Source organism: Pseudomonas sp. MHK4, from assembly GCF_054600775.1.
Window position 1 is genome coordinate 189,901 of sequence record NZ_BAAIAK010000003.1, and the last position, 19,440, is coordinate 209,340.

The following is a 19,440-nucleotide window of genomic DNA, read 5'->3' on the forward strand; positions in this document are numbered from 1 at the left end:
CTCATGCTCATCATTATAAGAACAAGAACATTGCCTATGACCCTCAGCTTCGACCTGTCGGGCCCTACTGTGGAGCCCCGGGTTATTCGAAAACAATACGCCATGGAAATGGCGGTCGAACGCACGCGTCTGTTGTACCAGGGTTCCTTGCTGCCCACGCTGTTCATGCTGATCAATGGCCTGGTGTGCGCCGGTTTGCTCTGGAGTCCGCAGCGCTACTTCCTGGTCAGTGTCTGGCTGGTGTGGTTACTGTCGCTGGTGGCATTGCGGGTGATCCAGGTGGCGGCCTTCGATTCGGCGATTCCCAACCGCCAGGCGCATCCGATCTGGCGACGTATGTTTCTACTGGGCTCAGGTCTCACTGGCCTGACCCTGGCCGGTGCCGGTATTGCGCTGGTTCCCGCCGATAACTTCATTCAACAAGCGTGGGTCTTCGGCCTGATCGGTGCCGCGGCGCTGTCGGCCAGCGTGGCCTACGCGGTGAGTTTGCCTGCGTTCCTGTCCTTCACCTTGCCCTGCCTGTTGCCGGCCATCGCATATATGTTCTGGGGTGGGGACGAGCAGGACCACGGTTGGGGCTGGTTCGGCCTGATTTTGCTGGGCGCTTTGAGTGTAGTTGCCTGGCAAGTGAATCGGCTGATCGATCGCGGCCTGTTGCGACGCTTTCAGAATCAGGCGCTGATCGAGCACCTGCAACAAGTGCAGAACTGCAGCGACCAGCTCAATCAGAAGCTGACCCGGGAAATCGACCAGCGCCGGCGTGCCGAAGACGAACTGCGCGAAATCCAGGTCGACCTGGAAAGCCGCGTCGTCCAGCGCAGCCTGGAGCTGGATGCGGCCAACCAGGCGCTGAGCAAGAGCGAGGCGCGCCTGGCGCTCGCATTGAAGGCCAGCGAACTTGGGCTGTGGGACTGGAACCTGCAAACCGACGAAGTCCATCACACGCAGATCCAGGAACTGTTTGGCCTGGAGCCGGAACAGGTGACGGCCATCCTGCGCCACCTCAAGCCGCGCCTGCACCCCGACGATCTGCCTGCATTGAAAAGGGCGCTGGTCGAGCATTTGAAAGGCCGCACCGAGGATTACCAGATCGAGTACCGCGTGCGGCATGGCGATGGCCACTGGGTGTGGATCGAGGACCGCGGGCGGGCGGTCGAGCGCGCCGAAAACGGTCGAGTGATTCGCATGGTGGGCACGCGGCGCGATATCAGTGCCAGCAAGGCCCAGGAGGAGCAACGGCAGTTGGCGGCGACCGTGTTCGAGGCCGCCAGCGAAGGTATCGTTATTTTCGATCCGGGTTATGCCCTGCTTGCGGTCAATCAAGCCTTCAGCCGGGTCACCGGCTATGAAATCGAGGAGATGCTCGGGCGCAACGTGGTCGAGTTGCCCTGCAGTCGCGACGCGCGCCGGCATTACGGGGCGATCCATCAAGCTCTGGAGCAACACGGCAGTTGGCAGGGTGAATTGGTGGAAACCCGCAAGAACGGCGAGATGTATCCACAATTTTTGCAATTGAATGCCGTACGCGATGTGCGGGGAAATGTCAGCCATATCGTCGGCTTCTTCGCGGATCTCTCGGCACGGCGAGAATCCGAAGAACGCATGCGCTACCTGACCCACTACGATGAACTCACGGGGCTGGCCAATCGCTCGATGTTCCGCGAACGGCTGGGCGAGGCGCATCAACGGGTGCGTCAGGGCGGTTATCGCAGCCTGGCATTGCTGCACATCAATCTGGATCGTTTCAAGCAGCTCAACGACAGCCTGGGTCACGAAGTGGCCGATCAGCTGTTGCAGAAAATGGCCCGGCGCCTGGTCAACGCATTACCTGAGGCAGACACCATCGCGCGCTTGTCCGGCGATGAATTCGCCGTGCTGTTCAATGCCTACGGCAACCTCTCCAGTCTGGCGCGGGTGGCCACGCGCCTGTCGGCCAAATTGCGTTTGCCGGTGACCGTCGAGGGGCATGAGCTGGTGGTCAGTGCCTCCATGGGCATCAGCCTGTTGCCGGATAACGCCCGGGAAATCTCCGCATTGGTCAATCAGGCGAACATGGCCATGCAGCACGCCAAGCACTTGGGCGGCAACAATTTCCAGTTCTACACCGACAGCTTGCAAACCAGCACCCTTGAGCGCTTGCAGCTGGAAAATCATCTGCGTAAGGCGGTCGAAGAGAAGCAGCTGAAGGTGTTTTATCAACCGAAACTGTGCCTCGCCACGGGCAGACTCAACGCCGCTGAGGCCCTGGTGCGCTGGGACCACCCGACCATGGGGCGTGTACCGCCGGGGGATTTCATCGGGCTGGCGGAGGAAACCGGGCTGATCGGCCCGATCGGCGAGTTCGTCTTGCGCCAGGCCTGCTGGCAAGCCTGTGAGTGGCAGCGGCAGGGGCTGGAGGTGATTCGGGTGTCGGTCAATTTGTCGGTGCATCAATTGCGCCAGGGCAAGTTGGTCAGCCTGGTTCGTCAGGTCCTGGAAGAAACCGGACTGGCGCCGCATTACCTGGAGCTGGAACTCACCGAAAGCCAGTTGCTCGACAGCGTCGAACACATTATTGCGACCTTCCAGCAACTGCGTGACTTGGGGGTGAAGCTGGCAATCGACGATTTCGGCACCGGGTATTCGTCCCTGAGCTACCTCAAACGCATCCCGGTGGATTACGTGAAGATCGATCAGGCATTCATTCGCGGTCTGGGAGAGGGCACGGAAGACGCGGCGATCACCCGGGCGATCATTGCCATGGCGCACGGCCTGAAATTGAAAGTGGTGGCTGAAGGTGTGGAACGGCTGGAGCAGCTGGAGTTTTTGAGGGCTGAGCGCTGTGATGAAGTGCAGGGCTATCTGATCAGCCGGCCGGTTGAGGCCGAGGCTCTGGCGGGGTTGCTACGAGCCCAATGCAACAGTTAACGACTAAGATTCCCGCCGGGCACTTGGCGTGTCTGGCGGGAAGTTCAACAATTTGGGAAAATGCTTAATGGGTAATCAGTACTTCATCGATACGGTGCAGTAATTTTCCTTCATGGAAAATGCTGACGCCGGTGACGTTTGAGTTGCCCATTTCTTTGTACTCGACAAACTTGTCTGTTAGAACCTGCATCGACATGTCGCTGGATTTTTCAAGTAGCAGGTCCAGGCGCAGATCAGTGGACTTGTCTTGCCGTGCACTCAAGACCAACTTTGGTGTAATGCCACTATTGGCTACCGTTACGGTGCCATAGGTGCGGAAAGAAGCTGCGCCCGACATCCGGTCGATTTGTGCGGTCCAGTCTTTGGTTGTAATGCTCATGATATATAACTCCTGTAATCAAGTTGAGTTGCGTCCTGCCTGGTCAAAGGTATCTAACTTGACTTTATTGTGGGAGTTATAATTGCAGTGTATTTGTAAGGTTGTATGTTCGAAGTGGCAGCTCAAGTTCTCGAAAAGAACTTGAGCGCATCAATTTAGTGGGGTGAATATATCAAGCCAGCTCGCCGCACAGGTCCAGTTCGACAAGTCGCCGAACCTCAGAAGGTTCAAGTCCTGCACCTAGCAAGCCATGCAGTTTGCCGAATGCCGCTTCACGGGTCATGCCCCCACCTGAAAGCACACCGGCCATCCGCAAACGGCTACCCGCCTCATAGACGTCCAGCTCTACGCCGCCTTCGTGGCATTGCGTGACTGCCACCACAACCACGCCTGTGTCCCGTGCCCGTTCCAGACTGGCGAGAAAGCCCGGATTGTCGCTCGGGCCGGTTCCGCTGCCATAACACTCCAGCACCAGGCCCCGAATGCCGCTGTCGATCAGGCCGTCCAGTATTTCTGCGCCGATGCCGGGAAACAACGGCAGCACGCCGACTTTCGCCAATTGCTTGCCCTGGTTGTAATTCAGCTGTTGCGGTAGGGAGGTAACCTTCACGCCACCAACCTGGCGTTCCAGTCGTTTGAACGGATGCCGGCCGAAACTGCGCACTTTGGCGCAACGGGTCGGGTCCAGCAGTTCACCGTGGAAGTACAGGTGCACGCCCGGCGCCAGGCCTTGGCCCAACGCCACCAGCGCGCCGCCCAGGTTTTCCCAGGCATCGCTGTCGGCCACCCCGGCCGGCAGCATCGAGCCGGTAAAGCACACGCGGGCCTGCAGGCCGAGCAACTGAAAACTCATGGCGGCGGCGCTGTAGGCGAGGGTGTCGGTGCCGTGCAGGATCAGCACGCTGTCGCAACCTTGCACGTCCACGGCGTTGACCACCGCTTCATGCAATTGCTGCCAATACGCCGGGGTCATGTTGGCGCTGTCGATCAGCGGCGACATCTCGCGAAAGCGCCATTGCGGTACCACCAGATCAGGCTGGCTGTGCAGGTAATCGCGCATCCGCGCTTGGAAACCGGATGCCGGCGCCAGGCCGTGTTCGCTGGCTTGCATGCCAATGGTGCCGCCGGTGTAGAGCACCATGACGTGCTGGGCGGCAGGGTAGGTCGAGGAATTCATGGGGGTGCTCCGAGACAATGACGTCCTGTAGGAGCGAGCAAGCTCGCTCCTGCAAGGGATTTTGCACTTTAACCGATCAGCGTTGCGCTGCGGGTACGCCCTGCGGCTCGGTTTGAGCTTGGGTCATGGCGGCTGGCGGATTGGCTGGCCAGGCCTGGCGATCCAGGTCCAGGTCGGGGAACTTGCTCGAGTCGAACACCGGCGTCTTGATCCCGGCCGCGCGCTGGTCGTCGTAGTCGCGCAGGATGCGCATGCCGACCTTGAACAGCAGAAACAGCGCGATCAGGTTGACGAACGCCAGCAGGGTCATGGTGATGTCGGCAAAGGCGAACACGGTGCCAAGGTTTTCGATGGCACCCCAGAAAATCAGGACCAGCACCAGCGCGCGGTAGCCCATCAGCGCCTTGCGGTTTTCACCGATCAGGAAGCGCAGGTTGCTCTCGCCCAGGTAGTAGTTGTAGAGGATCGAGGTGAACACGAACAACGCCAGCGCCACGGAAATGAACATCCGGCCCCAGTCACCGACCACGGCGGCCAGGGAGTTCTGGGTCAGGGCAATGCCGTCGCCTTCGAAACCCGGGGTGTAGAAGCCCGAAAGCAAAATCAGCAAGGCCGTGCAGGTGCAGATCACGAAGGTGTCGAGGAACACGCTGAACGCCTGGACCACGCCTTGTGCGACCGGGTGCTCGACCGCGGCCACCGCGGCCACGTTCGGTGCGCTGCCAAGGCCCGCTTCGTTGGCGAACACGCCGCGCTTGACCCCCATGATGATGGCGCTGCCGATCAGGCCACCAAACGCCTGGTCCAGGCCGAAGGCGCTCTTGACGATGGTCATCAGCATGCCAGGCACCTGATCGAACTGCAGCACGATCACGTAGATGGTCACGCCGATGTACACCAGGGTCTTGACCGGCACCAGCAGGTCAGCGACCTTGGCGATGCGCTTGATCCCGCCGATGAACACCATGCCCAGCAGCACGGCCAGGCCAAGGCCGGTCCAGGTGGTGTCGAGGCCGAACGCGTTGTTCAGCGAGTGGGTCACGGCATGGGATTGCAGGCCGTTGAAGGCGAAGCCGAAGGTGATCAGCAGCAGGAACGCCATGATCATCCCCAGCCAGCGCTTTTGCAGGCCGTGCTGGATGTAATAGGAAGGGCCGCCACGGAACTGGCCTTCGCTGTCGCAGCGCTTGTAGAGCTGGCCCAGGGAGCATTCGAAGAAGCTGCTCGACATGCCGACCAGCGCGGTCACCCACATCCAGAACACGGCGCCGGGGCCGCCCAGTGTCACGGCAATGCCGACGCCGGCGATGTTGCCTGCACCGACACGCCCGGCCAGGCTGAGCATCAACGCCTGGAAGGAACTGAGTTGGCCGGCGCTGCTTTTGAGGCTGTCGCCGAAGACCGCGAACATGTGGAAGAAGTGACGCAATTGAACGAAACGCGAGCGGATCGTGAAGTAGCTACCGAGCCCGACAATGAGCACGATCAGTACTTTCCCTGAGAGGAAGTCGTTGATGACTTCGAGCATGGATTATTCCTCGCTGTTTTTTGTTTAGGCAAATGCTGGCCGGACAGAAACATCGCGTTACACCAGCTGGCGCACGGCACAACAGGTGGGTCGATGTTCGTCCCGGTTTCATATCGCGGGTTTGTTATTAGTTCGGGTTTCGCATGGGTTGTGATCTCGCTACCGACGACCGCTCACGCGAAGAGGGGCGGCACTATACCGATGAGAGTGCCGTCCGTCTGCACGGTTGTGGTGCATGCGGTGAAGCGAAAGGGTTTTCAGGGGACTTTAGGGCCTCTTCGCTGGCAAGCCAGCTCCTACAGGTGGTTGGTGTTCACCCTGTCCTTGTAGGAGCTGGCTTGCCAGCGAAGAGGCCAGCAAAAACACCACAAGTTCCGAGTAAAAAAAAGGGCCTGGAGAATGATCTCCAAGCCCTCAAAAGGTGAGAGGTGTCTAGTCCCTCGACCTGGTGAGCGGTACTACAACGTCGGTCAGGCTTTAAGCGGGACCAGACGCGGGGCAATCATGTTTTCCGGGCGCAGGATGTCGGCGAGCATGGCGTCGTCGAGCAGACCTTCTTCGCGCACCAGTTCCAGCACGCCGCGGCCGCTTTCGAGGGCGATGCGGGCGATGCGGGTGGCGTTTTCATAGCCGATGTACGGGTTCAGCGCGGTGACCAGGCCGATCGAATGCTCGACCAGTTCACGGCAGCGTTCTTCGTTGGCGGTGATGCCGGTGATGCAATGCTCGCGCAGCATGTCCATGGCGCGTTGCAGCAGGCGGATCGAGTCGAAGATCTTGAAGGCGATCAGCGGCTCCATCACGTTCAATTGCAGCTGGCCGCCTTCGGCCGCGATGGTCAGGGCCAGGTCGTTGCCGATGATCTGGAATGCCACCTGGTTCACGGCTTCCGGGATAACCGGGTTGACCTTGCCTGGCATGATCGAGCTGCCTGGCTGGCGCGCCGGCAGGTTGATTTCGTTGATGCCGGTGCGTGGGCCGCTGGACAGCAGGCGCAGGTCGTTGCAAATCTTCGACAGCTTGACCGCGGTGCGCTTGAGCATGCCGGAGAACAGCACGAAGGCGCCCATGTCGGAGGTGGCTTCGATCAGGTCGGCCGCCGGTACCAGCGGGTGACCGCTGATGGTGGCCAGGCGCTGAACGGCCAGGTGCTGGTAACGCGGGTCGGCGTTGATGCCGGTGCCGATCGCGGTGCCGCCCAGGTTCACTTCGGTCAGCAGTTCGGGTGCCAGCGTCTTCAGGCGTGCCAGGTCTTCGCCCAGGGTGGTGGCGAAGGCGCGGAATTCCTGGCCGAGGGTCATCGGCACGGCGTCTTGCAGCTGGGTACGACCCATTTTCAGGACGTGGCTGAATTCTTCACCTTTGGCGGCGAACGACTGGATGAGGCTGTCGAGGCTGGCCAGCAGCGCGTCGTGACCCAACAGCAGACCCAGGCGGATCGCCGTCGGGTAGGCGTCGTTGGTCGACTGCGCCATATTCACGTCGTTGTTCGGGTGCAGGTACTGGTATTCGCCCTTCTGGTGACCCATGGCCTCCAGCGCGATGTTGGCGATGACTTCGTTGGCATTCATGTTGGTCGAAGTGCCAGCGCCGCCTTGAATCATGTCCACCACGAATTCTTCGTGGAAATCGCCGCGGATCAGACGGGCACAGGCTTCGCTGATGGCGGCGTGCTTGGCTTCGCTCAGGTGACCCAGCTCGCGGTTGGCGTCAGCGGCAGCTTGTTTGACCATGGCCAGGCCGACGACCAGCTTCGGGTAATGCGAAATCGGAACGCCGGAGAGACGGAAGTTGTTCACCGCTCGCAGGGTCTGGATGCCGTAATACGCTTGAGCCGGTACTTCGAGTACGCCAAGCAGGTCTTTTTCTGTGCGGAATGATGCAGCGGAGGACATGATAGAAATCATCTCGATATGAACCCGGTCTGTGCCGGAACACTGCAAATGCTAGGCTTGTGGAGAAATTTGGGCCAATGCTGTTAAACACTGGCCTATGCATATTCGGCATAATGCCGGTGTGACGCCGTATAGGCGGCGAGCGTGTGACCTAAATTGGTGCGTGTCCGGGAGGACGTGATGAATCTGGAAAGTAAATGGCTGGAGGACTTCAGTGCCCTGGCCGCCACCCGCAGCTTCTCCCAGGCAGCGGAAAGACGCTTCGTGACTCAACCGGCTTTCAGCCGCCGAATCCGCAGCCTCGAAGCTGCGTTGGGACTCACCCTGGTCAACCGCTCACGCACGCCGGTGGAGCTGACGGCAGCGGGCCAGTTATTCCTGGTCACCGCGCGCACCGTGGTCGAGCAGCTCGGTGAAGTGCTGCGACACCTGCATCATCTGGAGGGCGGGCAGGGCGAAGTGATGCAAGTCGCGGCGGCGCACTCGTTGGCGCTGGGTTTCTTTCCGCGCTGGATCGCGCAACTGCGCAATGAAGGGTTGAACATCGCTACACGGTTGGTAGCGACCAACGTCGGCGACGCCGTGCACGCGCTGCGTGAAGGTGGATGCGACCTGATGCTGGCGTTCTACGACCCGGACGCCGCCATGCAGATGGACCCTGAGATCTTTCCTTCCTTGCACCTTGGGCATACCGAAATGCTCCCGGTCTGTGCAGCGGATGAGCAGGGCAAGCCCCTGTTCGATCTGGAAGGCGAGGCCAGCGTGCCGTTGCTGGCCTACAGCGCGGGAGCGTTTCTGGGGCGTTCGGTCAATGGGTTGCTGCGCCAACGCGCGTTGCGCTTTACCACGGTGTATGAAACCGCCATGGCCGATAGTTTGAAAAGCATGGCGCTGGAAGGGCTGGGGATTGCCTGGGTACCGCAACTGAGTGTGCGCGCCGAATTGGCGCGCGGTGAATTGGTGGTCTGCGGTGGCCCGCAATGGCATGTGCCGTTGGAGATTCGTTTGTATCGCTGTGCGCTGGTGCGTAAGGCCAACGTGCGGTTGCTGTGGCGCAAGCTTGAGGGTGGTGCGGCGGGCTCGGCTTGATATAGCCGTATACCCGCGCTTTACGGAAACTTTTTAAGATAGTTGCGAATGTTTTGCCTGTTCTTGTCACTGAATCTGTAATTATTACCCCGGTATTGGGAGCCGGCATCGCTTAGCATTATTGAGTCGTGCCACCAGCCATCATAGACTACTTCACTGTCTTCATGGGTGGCCCCCAGCATATGTCCTATTTCATGTGCAGGGGCACGGCGAGAAGTAATTGCAGAAATACCGGCATAGCTTTTTGAATAGGCTATGCCGCCTACTGCTCCACCCAGCCCCCATAAAACCTCACTGATGTTGTAACGGGTCAACAAGAGTATTTTTATCAGGTTCCGATCAAAGTTTTCCTGTTTCGACAATACAGAGTGCAGGTTTGTTACTCTTTCTTTCCAGCCCGCCACCGAGGCGGTCGTATCATCATTCCTATAGTTGTAATCGGTGAGTTCAGGAACATCTTGATTGTCGGACATTTGAATAAACACCGGACGACCGGAGATTTCTTCGAGCTCAGGTTTCAGCCAGGCAAAGTATTCCTCGTTTAATCTTTCCCGGGAATAATCTTGAAGGTCGTTGTGGATAATGACCATGATCGAGATGGGTTTTTTCATAGTTGAACTCCATGTTCGTTTTTTTGTTTTGGGAAATTACCTCTTGTTTGTTTTATTATCGAGCTTGAAGATGTTTTAGGATATTATGTTCTGAAAACGTACTTAAGTTAATGAATCATAAAACGCGCTACTGCTAGTTGAATCGAATAGCTCATGCAGGTATTAATTGGTTGACTGCTCAGTCAACAAATGCAGCTTCTGGCGTTTTCATGACAGATGGTCGCAACGGGGGCTGTTTATCCTCTTCATTGAGGTATACTGCGCGGCCTTCGGCCGGTTCGCCCGGCCATAATTCGTACAATCAAGCCACGCATTTTGCGTGGCTTGTTGTTTTTTGATGCGCCTGCGGGCGCCCAGAGAGAAGAGGCACGACGATGAGTGCATTGGTTGGCGTGATCATGGGCTCCAAGTCCGATTGGTCCACCCTTAGCCACACCGCCGATATGCTGGAAAAGCTCGGCATCCCTTACGAGGTTAAAGTGGTCTCTGCCCACCGCACCCCGGACCTGCTGTTCCAGTACGCTGAAGAAGCCGAGGCGCGTGGCATCGAGGTGATCATCGCCGGTGCCGGTGGCGCAGCCCACTTGCCTGGCATGTGTGCGGCCAAGACCCACCTGCCGGTGCTCGGCGTGCCGGTGCAGTCGGCGATGCTCTCGGGTGTCGATTCGCTGCTCTCGATCGTACAGATGCCAGCCGGCATTCCGGTCGCTACCCTGGCCATCGGCAAGGCCGGTGCGATCAACGCAGCCCTGCTGTCGGCGAGTATCCTGGGCGCCAAGCACCCGCAGTTCCACTCGGTGCTGAAAACCTTCCGTGCTGAGCAGACAGACAGCGTCCTGGAAAATCCAGACCCACGCATCGCCTGAGGTTGTTGACGATGAAGATCGGTGTAATCGGTGGCGGCCAGTTGGGTCGCATGTTGGCGCTGGCGGGTACTCCGCTGGGCATGAACTTCGCTTTCCTCGACCCGGCGCCGGACGCTTGCGCCGCCGCGTTGGGCGAACACCTGCGGGCCGATTACGGCGATCAGGATCACCTGCGTCAGCTGGCCGATGAAGTCGATCTGGTGACCTTCGAGTTCGAGAGCGTCCCGGCGGAAACCGTGGCGTTCCTGTCGCAGTTCGTGCCGGTTTACCCGAGCGCCGAAGCCCTGCGCATCGCGCGTGATCGCTGGTTCGAAAAGAGCATGTTCAAGGACCTGGGGATTCCGACGCCGGCATTTGCCGACATCCAGTCCCAGGCTGACCTCGACGCCGCCGTGGCTTCCATCGGTCTGCCTGCCGTGCTGAAAACCCGCACCCTGGGTTACGACGGCAAGGGCCAGAAGGTCCTGCGCACGCCGGAAGATGTCGTCGGCACTTTCGCCGAGCTGGGTAGCGTGGCTTGCCTGCTGGAGGGCTTCGTACCCTTCACTGGCGAAGTCTCGCTGATCGCCGTGCGTGCTCGCGATGGCGAAACCCGGTTCTATCCGCTGGTACACAACACGCACGATAGCGGCATCCTCAAGCTGTCCGTGGCCAGCACCGACCACCCGTTGCAAGCCTTGGCCGAAGATTACTCCAGCCGAGTGCTCAAGCAGCTGAATTACGTGGGCGTGATGGCGTTCGAATTCTTTGAAGTCGACGGCGGCCTGAAAGCCAACGAAATCGCCCCGCGTGTGCACAACTCCGGGCACTGGACCACCGAAGGCGCCGAGTGCAGCCAGTTCGAAAACCACCTGCGGGCGGTCGCCGGTCTGCCGCTGGGTTCGACCGCCAAGGTCGGTGAAAGCGCGATGCTCAACTTCATCGGTAAAGTGCCGGAGACTGAAAAAGTCCTGGCCATCGCCGATTGCCATCTGCACCACTACGGCAAGGCGTTCAAGGTCGGCCGCAAGGTCGGTCACGCCAACCTGCGTTGCGCAGACCGCGAAACGCTGGCCGCGCAGATCCTCAAGGTCGAAGCGCTCATCGCCGAGTAAACACAGTTTCATGTGGCAGCGGCGGAACCATTCAGGAGCCGCCGTTCTCTCATGGCAGGATGCCAAAGTCTGACTAGGCTTTGGCATAACTACCAAATCAGAGGGAAATGCCATGGGAATCATCGGAACCATCTTTATCGGCTTGATCGTCGGCCTGCTGGCACGCTTCCTCAAACCGGGCGATGACAGCATGGGCTGGATCATGACCATCCTGCTCGGTATCGGCGGTTCGTTGGCGGCCACTTACGGCGGCCAGGCCCTTGGCCTCTACCAGGCGGGCCAAGGCGCCGGCTTCCTCGGGGCGCTGGTGGGCGCCGTCATCTTGCTGGTGATCTACGGCATGATCAAAAAGAACTGATTGAAGCGACAAAGTCCTCTCGGCTGCACGGGTCGGGAGGGCTAGAATGCTCGGCTTTCTACCGTCCTCTCTTTTACCGAGCACTTTCATGCGCCGTCTTGTCTTCACCCTTCTTTTTTTGGGCGCAGGCCTAGCCCACGCCGGCGAGCTACCGGAAACCGACTGGCTCGAACTGATGCCCAAGTCGGACCAGAAAGCCCTCGAGGCCATGCCCGAAATCGACCACGACTCCCCGGAAGCCAATGGCACCTTCACTGAAAAAGGTGGCATGAAGCAGAGCAAGGGTTTGCCCGCGGTGATGTATTCGACCAAGACCGTAGCGTCGATGAACGACAAGGACATTCGTATCGGTGGTTACCCGGTGCCGTTGGAGTCCGACGCCAAGGGTCGCAGCACGCTGTTCTTCCTGGTGCCTTACCCGGGCGCCTGCATCCACGTACCGCCGCCGCCACCCAATCAACTGGTGCTGGTGCGTTATCCCAAGGGTTTGAAGCTGGATGATATCTACACGCCGCTGTGGGTGACCGGCACGCTGAAGATCGAGAAGGTCAGCAATGACCTGGCCGATGCGGCCTATGCGCTGGATGCGGCGAAGGTGAGGGTGGTGCAGGAGTCGGATTTGTAACTCGCCGGTTGGCATGGCACAACCAAATGTGGGAGCGGGCTTGCTCGCGAAGGCGATATGTCAGGCAACATTTATGTCAACTGACACTCCCTCTTCGCGAGCAAGCCCGCTCCCACATTGGTTTCGTGGTGCTACAGAGACTTACTGCCGATGCTTACGCCCAGGGTGTGGCTAGCACCCGGTGCCAAAGTCACCACATCCCCCAAGACATTTGCCGTTTCAATGCACAGCATGCGCTGCCAGCCATCGTCGGCCATGTCGCTGAACGCCGCGGCGCGTTCGGTCCACGGGTTCCAGATCACTGCCGAACGTGAACCGGTGCTGGTCAGCTCGATACGCCGCTCCCAGGTCGGATCGACAATGCTCAGCTGGCCCGGCGTATCGAGGTAGATGCGATCGGTTTCGCCGGTAAAGTGCAAGTCACCGGTCTGGGTCACGGTTTTCCAGTCGTCCAGCGTCTCGATGTAACTCAGGCCGTCCAGTCCTTCGACATGCACATGGCGCACATCGCTGACTGCGAAGTAGCTGTGCAGCGCCTGGCTGATCGTTACGGTGTCGGTGCCCTGGTTGTGGCTGGTCAGGTTGATATGCAGCTGTTCATCCAGACGAATGCCCAACTTCAGGTCGACCTTGTGCGGCCAGCCAGGCAAGCCGTCTTCGGGGCAGGGCAGGAGGAATTCGATCTTCAGGCTTTCGCCCTCGGCCTCGATGCCGCCCAGCTCCCAGTCCATCGTCCGCACCAGCCCATGGGCGGTGGCGGGCTCATTACTGACGCGCATCGCCTGGACGCTCCGTGGGTTGCGCGCCAGGTTGCCGAACCACGGCCAGCACACCGGCACACCGGCGCGGATGCTTTTGCCGGCCTTGAACACGGCCTCGTCGTTGAGCCAGATCAGCGGCGGTTGGCCAGCCAATTGATAGCTGAGGATGTGCGCACCTTGCTGGGCTACCAGCAGTTCGGCCTGGCCGTGGCGGATGCGCCAGCAGTTCAGTTCATCCAGTTTGACGGCTTCAACGTTGGGCGTACTCATGGGACAGCTCTCGATCAGTAACAATGACTGCAATGGACCGCAAAACGCATGTCGGGTTTAACGCAGCCCGGTTTTAACGTGCCCGGGGTGGAACCGAACGAGTGCGGCCGCTGCCATCGATGGCGACGAACACGAACACCGCTTCAGTGACTTTGCGCCATTCACTGGACAGTGGATCGTCGCTCCAGACCTCGACCATCATCTGGATCGAGCTGCGGCCGATTTCCAGGGCCTGGGTGTAGAAGGAGAGCTGAGCGCCCACGGCGACCGGAACCAGGAAGGCCATGCGGTCGATCGCGACAGTGGCCACGCGACCGCCCGCGACCTTGCTGGCCATCGCGGTACCGGCCAAGTCCATCTGCGCCACCAGCCAGCCGCCGAAAATATCGCCAAAGCCGTTGGTTTCGCGAGGAAGCGCGGTAATTTGCAGGGCCAGGTCGCCTTGCGGGATCGGATCTTCTTGTTCGAGCTCTATCATGCCGGGGGTGCCTCTGACCCGTGACTCTTCGTAGGTATAGCGGGTGAATAGCCGTCTCGGAAAAACGATTCATCCCCGAACATACTGCGTTCGTCACGTTTTTCGTAGGCGCCTAAAGGGAAACTCTGCGAAATCGCCTATGAACCTGAGGCGTTTTCGCACAGCAACCCTTGCAAGCTATCGCACAGTTGCGAGTATATCGGTCGGTAGACTCCGATACGACCGTCGGGTTCTCATTTTGACCATCAAAAACGCGCCTCTATGTGCTTTTTCGAACAATTTGCTATGGTGCCGGTCCTGCCCGAGCCCTTGCCAGCGTTGTTGGGGCGGCAGACCTGACTATAAGAGAAGCCCTTGCCATGACCACAGCGCCCTCGAGTATCGCGCAACCTTCCCAATCCGCACGTCCGCTGACCCGCAACGATTACAAGACACTATCGCTGTCGGCCCTGGGCGGCGCGCTGGAATTCTACGATTTCATCATCTTCGTGTTCTTCGCTACGGTGGTAGGCAAGCTGTTCTTCCCGGCGGACATGCCCGAGTGGCTGCGCCTGATGCAGACCTTCGGCATCTTCGCCGCCGGCTACCTGGCTCGGCCACTGGGCGGCATCGTGATGGCGCACTTCGGCGACCTGCTGGGGCGCAAGAAGATGTTCACCCTGAGCATCTTCATGATGGCGGTGCCGACCCTGATCATGGGCCTGCTGCCGACCTATGCGCAGATCGGCATGTGGGCGCCGATCCTGTTGTTGTTGATGCGGGTGATCCAGGGCGCGGCGATCGGCGGTGAAGTGCCGGGTGCCTGGGTCTTCGTTTCTGAACACGTACCGCAGCGGCATGTGGGCTATGCCTGCGGCACCCTGACCAGTGGCCTGACGGCAGGCATCCTCCTGGGTTCGCTGGTCGCCACGGCGATCAACAGTCTCTACACCCCGGGTGAAGTGGCGGATTACGCGTGGCGGATCCCGTTCCTGTTGGGCGGCGTGTTTGGCCTGTTTTCGGTGTACCTGCGCCGCTGGCTGCACGAAACCCCAGTGTTCGCCGAGCTGCAACAGCGCAAGGCCCTGGCCGAAGAAGTGCCTTTGCGTGCAGTGCTGCGTGACCATCGTGGCGCGATTGCCATTTCGATGCTGCTGACCTGGCTATTGTCCGCCGGCATCGTGGTGTTGATCCTGATGACCCCGACCGTGCTGCAGACGGTCTACCACTTTTCGCCGACCACCGCGCTGCAGTCCAACAGTGTGGCCATCGTGTTCCTGAGCATTGGCTGCATCATTGCCGGTGCCCTGGCGGATCGCTTTGGTGCGGGGCGCGTGTTCGTGGTCGGTTGCACGGCACTGCTGGCCAGTTCCTGGACCTTCTACCACAGCCTGGCCGACCATCCCGACTGGTTGTTCCCGCTGTACGCCCTGACCGGTCTGCTGGTGGGCACCATCGGTGCGGTGCCGTACGTGATGGTCAAGGCGTTCCCGCCGGTGGTGCGCTTCAGCGGTCTGTCGTTCTCCTATAACGTGGCCTATGCGATTTTCGGTGGGTTGACGCCGATGATCGTCAGCCTGTTGCTCAAGGAGAGCCCGATGGGGCCGGCCTATTATGTGGCTGTGCTGTGCGGGGTCGGGATTCTGGTGGGGGCGTATCTCTGGAAGAAGGGTCGCTGATTTCGACTTTCTATCGTCTGTACCGGCCCAATCGCCAGCAGGCTGGCTCTCACATGGAAATGCATTCCAATGTGGGAGCCAGCCTGCTGGCGATTGGGGCGCCATGAATCATCCTGTAAGAACTCAATACTGGCCTTTCATCCAATTGTCATATTTCAGCCATAGAGTGTTCACACGGCCTGCTGATACTTGGCCCCGAATAACACACCCTATCTGCTAGGAGTAAGGCATGAAACTGAAGCGTTTGATGGCGGCAATGACTTTTGTCGCTGCTGGCGTTGCGACTGCCAACGCGGTTGCCGCTGTTGACCCTGCTATCCCGAGCTACACCAAGACCACTGGTGTGTCGGGCAACCTGTCCAGCGTCGGTTCCGATACCCTGGCCAACCTCATGACCCTCTGGGCTGAGAACTACAAAAAAGAATACCCGAACGTAAACATCCAGATTCAGGCCGCTGGCTCCGCCACCGCGCCACCTGCGCTGACTGAAGGCACCTCCAACCTGGGCCCGATGAGCCGCAAGATGAAGGACACCGAACTGGCTGCCTTCGAGCAGAAGTACGGCTACAAGCCAACCGCCATCCCGGTTGCCGTGGACGCCCTGGCCGTCTTCGTACACAAGGACAACCCGATCCAGCACCTGACCATGGAACAAGTTGACGCGATCTTCTCGTCCACTCGTCTGTGCGGCGCTAAAACCGACGTTAAAACCTGGGGCGACCTGGGCGTGACCGGCGACCTGGCCAACAAGCCAGTGCAGCTGTTCGGTCGTAACTCGGTATCCGGCACCTACGGCTACTTCAAGGAAGAAGCCCTGTGCAAAGGCGACTACAAGCCAAACGTCAACGAACAACCAGGCTCGGCTTCGGTCGTGCAGTCGATCAGCTCCTCGCTGAACGGCATCGGTTACTCGGGCATCGGCTACAAGACCGCTAGCGTGAAGACCGTGGCCCTGGCGAAGAAAGGCGGCACCGAGTTCATCGAAGACACCGAAGAAAACGCCCTGAACGGCAAGTACCCGCTGTCGCGCTTCCTGTACGTATACGTCAACAAAGCCCCGAACAAGCCTCTGGCCCCGCTGGAAGCCGAGTTCGTGAAGCTGGTTCTGTCCAAACAGGGCCAGGAAGTCGTGGTGAAAGACGGCTACATCCCACTGCCGGCCAAGGTTGCTGCCAAAGCACTGGCTGACCTGGGCCTGCAGGAAGGCGGTACCGAAGTCGCAAAAAAGTAAAACCCTAGGTCCGGGGCACGCCCCGGACCTGTGTAGGAGCGAGCTTGCTCGCGAAGGTAGGTCAGTCACAGAAAATGTGTCGGATGTACCATTTTCGCGAGCAAGCTCGCTCCTACACAAACCCCCAAATTCTCGCTCCGCTGCCGGTTCCACCGGGTGGCGGATTTGTTGCGTCACTGCACTGTCATCTTTCTGTCATACAGGATCGCTAGGGTGTGCGAATGAATGATCTGGCCAATTCCACAATGACTACAAATCCCCCCAAGCGAATTGATTTCAATACGCCTGAGCTGCAACGCAAGCGCCGCATCCGCGCGCTCAAGGATCGCCTGACCCGCTGGTACGTCCTCGTGGGCGGCCTTGCCGTTCTCGGTGCGATCACCCTGATCTTTTTCTTCCTCGCCTACGTCGTTGCGCCCCTGTTCCAGGGTGCCAGCCTGACGTCCAAGGACGCCATCACTCCAGCCTGGATGCAAGATGCCGGCAAGCCGTTGCTGATCTCCCTGGAAGAGCAGAACCAGGTCGCCATGCGGGTTTCAGACAAGGGCCAGGCACTGTTCTTCGATATCGACAGTGGCGCCGAACTCAAGCGCGTCGATCTGCCGATCCCGGCCGGTGTCACCGTGACCTCCCTCGGCGAAGACCAGCCGGGCCAGCCACTGGTGGCGGTGGGCTTGTCCAACGGTCAGGCTCTGGTGTTCCGTCACACCTACAAAGTCAGCTACCCGGACGGCAAGAAAACCATTACGCCGGCCATCGAGTATCCGTACGGCGAAACGCCAATCGCGCTGAATGAAGCCGGCGGCGCCCTGGAGCACGTCAGCCTCAACGCCAACGATACGACCCTGATGCTGGTCGGTGCCACCGGTTCGCAACTCAATGTTTTGTCGCTGACCAGCGAAGAAAACATGATGACCGGTGAAATCACCAACGAGCAGAAGCGTATTGACCTGCCACAGATGAACGAGCCGGTGAAGAACATCTTCGTCGACCCGCGCCAGCAATGGTTGTACGTGATTAACGGTCGTGCCCAGGCCGATGTATTCAGCCTGCGCGACAAGAGCCTCAACGGTCGTTACAAACTGCTGGAAGATGGCGACGCGCAAATCACCGCCAGTACGCAGCTGGTGGGTGGCATCTCGCTGATCCTCGGCGACTCCAAAGGTGGCCTGGCCCAGTGGTTCATGGCCCGCGACCCGGATGGCGAGCAGCGCCTGAAGCAGATCCGTACCTTCCAGATGGGCACCACGCCGATCGTTGAAATCACCGCCGAAGAGCGCCGCAAGGGTTTCGCTGCCCTTGATGCCTCCGGCAAGCTCGGCGTGTTCCACAGCACCGCGCACCGTACCTTGCTGGTCGACCAGGTGGTCGAAGGCCAGGGCGTTTTCGGTCTGTCGCCACGGGCCAACCGTGTGATCGTCGAAGCCGGTGGCAAGCTGCAACCGCTGCTGCTCGACAACCCGCACCCGGAAGTCTCATGGAGCGCGTTGTGGAGCAAGGTCTGGTACGAAAACTACGACGAGCCTAAATACGTCTGGCAATCGACCGCCGCCAACACCGACTTCGAACCCAAGCTGAGCCTGTCGCCGCTGACCTTTGGTACCCTGAAAGCCGCGTTCTACGCCATGCTGCTGGCCGCTCCTCTGGCCGTGGCCGCTGCGATCTACACTGCGTACTTCATGGCCCCGGGCATGCGCCGCAAGGTCAAGCCGGTGATCGAGTTGATGGAAGCGATGCCGACGGTGATCCTCGGTTTCTTCGCCGGCCTGTTCCTCGCGCCGTATGTGGAAGGGCACTTGCCGGGCATCTTCAGCCTGCTGATGTTGCTGCCGATCGGCATCCTGGTCGCCGGTTTCACCTTCAGCCGCCTGCCTGAGTCGATCCGCCTGAAAGTCCCGGATGGCTGGGAAAGTGCGCTGCTGATTCCGGTGATCCTGTTTGTGGGCTGGCTGTCGCTGTACATGAGCCCGTTCATGGAGAACTGGTTCTTCGGTGGCGACATGCGCATGTGGATCTCCCACGACTTAGGGATTACCTACGACCAGCGTAACGCCCTGGTGGTCGGCCTGGCCATGGGCTTCGCGGTCATCCCGAACATTTACTCCATCGCCGAAGACGCCGTGTTCAGCGTGCCTCGCGGCCTGACCCTGGGCTCCCTGGCTCTTGGTGCAACGCCGTGGCAGACCATGACCCGCGTGGTCATCCTCACCGCCAGCCCGGGCATCTTCTCGGCGCTGATGATCGGCATGGGCCGTGCGGTCGGTGAAACCATGATCGTGTTGATGGCCACCGGTAACACCCCGGTCATGGAAATGAACCTGTTCGAAGGCCTGCGCACCCTGGCTGCCAACGTGGCGGTGGAAATGCCGGAGTCGGAAGTCGGCGGCAGCCACTACCGCGTGCTGTTCCTCTCGGCGCTGGTGCTGCTGCTGTTCACCTTCGTCATGAACACCCTCGCAGAACTGATTCGTCAGCGTCTGCGCAAGAAATACTCGTCGCTTTAAGCAAAGGTA

The 19,440-nt window shown here is 59.7% G+C and carries 16 protein-coding genes; 9 read left to right on the forward strand and 7 right to left on the reverse strand.

Annotation, left to right across the window (positions count from 1 at the left end; genetic code table 11):
• Positions 1-36 precede the first annotated feature (36 nt).
• Positions 37-2,907 carry an EAL domain-containing protein gene (locus ACYP2Q_RS09485; protein ID WP_459730235.1) on the forward strand — a complete coding sequence of 957 codons (2,871 nt, stop codon included), beginning with the start codon at positions 37-39 and terminating at the stop codon, positions 2,905-2,907.
• Between the two features lie 64 nt (positions 2,908-2,971).
• Here ACYP2Q_RS09485 and ACYP2Q_RS09490 read toward each other — a convergent pair whose 3' ends face one another.
• The 4 genes from ACYP2Q_RS09490 to aspA form a co-directional block, all read right to left on the reverse strand.
• Positions 2,972-3,286: a hypothetical protein gene (locus tag ACYP2Q_RS09490; RefSeq protein ID WP_459730236.1), complete on the reverse strand. Its 315-nt coding sequence runs from the start codon at positions 3,284-3,286 to the stop codon at positions 2,972-2,974.
• Positions 3,287-3,458: 172 nt separating this feature from the next.
• Entirely contained in the window at positions 3,459-4,463 is a 1,005-nt protein-coding gene (locus tag ACYP2Q_RS09495; protein WP_459730237.1) for an asparaginase, read from the reverse strand.
• 76 nt (positions 4,464-4,539) lie between these two features.
• Complete coding sequence (locus ACYP2Q_RS09500) at positions 4,540-5,991, reverse strand: alanine/glycine:cation symporter family protein (RefSeq protein ID WP_459730238.1); 1,452 nt, start codon at positions 5,989-5,991, stop codon at positions 4,540-4,542.
• A 470-nt stretch (positions 5,992-6,461) separates the two neighbouring features.
• Positions 6,462-7,886 carry an aspartate ammonia-lyase gene (gene aspA, locus ACYP2Q_RS09505; RefSeq protein ID WP_020797941.1) on the reverse strand — a complete coding sequence of 475 codons (1,425 nt, stop codon included), beginning with the start codon at positions 7,884-7,886 and terminating at the stop codon, positions 6,462-6,464.
• Between the two features lie 180 nt (positions 7,887-8,066).
• On the opposite strand from aspA, the gene ACYP2Q_RS09510 reads away from it, so the two are divergent.
• Complete coding sequence (locus tag ACYP2Q_RS09510) at positions 8,067-8,975, forward strand: LysR substrate-binding domain-containing protein (protein WP_459730239.1); 909 nt, start codon at positions 8,067-8,069, stop codon at positions 8,973-8,975.
• A gap of 20 nt (positions 8,976-8,995) precedes the next feature.
• Here the strand turns inward: ACYP2Q_RS09510 and ACYP2Q_RS09515 are convergent, their stop codons facing one another.
• Positions 8,996-9,586: a reprolysin-like metallopeptidase gene (locus tag ACYP2Q_RS09515; RefSeq protein ID WP_459730240.1), complete on the reverse strand. Its 591-nt coding sequence runs from the start codon at positions 9,584-9,586 to the stop codon at positions 8,996-8,998.
• A gap of 374 nt (positions 9,587-9,960) precedes the next feature.
• Here ACYP2Q_RS09515 and purE point away from each other — a divergent pair, with 374 nt between their 5' ends.
• The 4 genes from purE to ACYP2Q_RS09535 all read left to right on the forward strand — a co-directional run bounded on the left by purE (position 9,961) and on the right by ACYP2Q_RS09535 (position 12,529).
• Positions 9,961-10,452, forward strand: a complete 492-nt coding sequence (gene purE / locus ACYP2Q_RS09520) for a 5-(carboxyamino)imidazole ribonucleotide mutase (RefSeq protein ID WP_459730241.1) — start codon at positions 9,961-9,963, stop codon at positions 10,450-10,452.
• An 11-nt stretch (positions 10,453-10,463) separates the two neighbouring features.
• Positions 10,464-11,546 (forward strand): 5-(carboxyamino)imidazole ribonucleotide synthase, encoded by a 1,083-nt coding sequence (locus ACYP2Q_RS09525; protein WP_180202118.1) that lies wholly within the window; start codon positions 10,464-10,466, stop codon positions 11,544-11,546.
• A 112-nt stretch (positions 11,547-11,658) separates the two neighbouring features.
• A complete protein-coding gene (locus ACYP2Q_RS09530) occupies positions 11,659-11,904 on the forward strand; it encodes a GlsB/YeaQ/YmgE family stress response membrane protein (protein ID WP_459730242.1) in 246 nt (81 codons plus the stop codon).
• Between the two features lie 88 nt (positions 11,905-11,992).
• Positions 11,993-12,529: a DUF3299 domain-containing protein gene (locus ACYP2Q_RS09535; protein WP_459730243.1), complete on the forward strand. Its 537-nt coding sequence runs from the start codon at positions 11,993-11,995 to the stop codon at positions 12,527-12,529.
• 131 nt (positions 12,530-12,660) lie between these two features.
• On the opposite strand, the gene ACYP2Q_RS09540 is transcribed toward ACYP2Q_RS09535, so the two are convergent.
• Positions 12,661-13,560, reverse strand: coding sequence for a D-hexose-6-phosphate mutarotase (locus tag ACYP2Q_RS09540; protein WP_459730244.1), 900 nt, complete (start codon positions 13,558-13,560; stop codon positions 12,661-12,663).
• 73 nt (positions 13,561-13,633) lie between these two features.
• Entirely contained in the window at positions 13,634-14,038 is a 405-nt protein-coding gene (locus ACYP2Q_RS09545; protein ID WP_007896491.1) for an acyl-CoA thioesterase, read from the reverse strand.
• Positions 14,039-14,397: 359 nt separating this feature from the next.
• Here ACYP2Q_RS09545 and ACYP2Q_RS09550 point away from each other — a divergent pair, with 359 nt between their 5' ends.
• The 3 genes from ACYP2Q_RS09550 (at position 14,398) to ACYP2Q_RS09560 (ending at position 19,431) form a co-directional block, all read left to right on the forward strand.
• On the forward strand, positions 14,398-15,696 hold the full coding sequence (locus ACYP2Q_RS09550) for an MFS transporter (protein ID WP_459730245.1): 1,299 nt from the start codon (positions 14,398-14,400) through the stop codon (positions 15,694-15,696).
• A gap of 229 nt (positions 15,697-15,925) precedes the next feature.
• Complete coding sequence (locus tag ACYP2Q_RS09555) at positions 15,926-16,927, forward strand: phosphate ABC transporter substrate-binding protein PstS (protein WP_110748249.1); 1,002 nt, start codon at positions 15,926-15,928, stop codon at positions 16,925-16,927.
• Between the two features lie 470 nt (positions 16,928-17,397).
• Positions 17,398-19,431, forward strand: a complete 2,034-nt coding sequence (locus ACYP2Q_RS09560) for an ABC transporter permease subunit (protein WP_459730621.1) — start codon at positions 17,398-17,400, stop codon at positions 19,429-19,431.
• Positions 19,432-19,440: the final 9 nt, after the last annotated feature.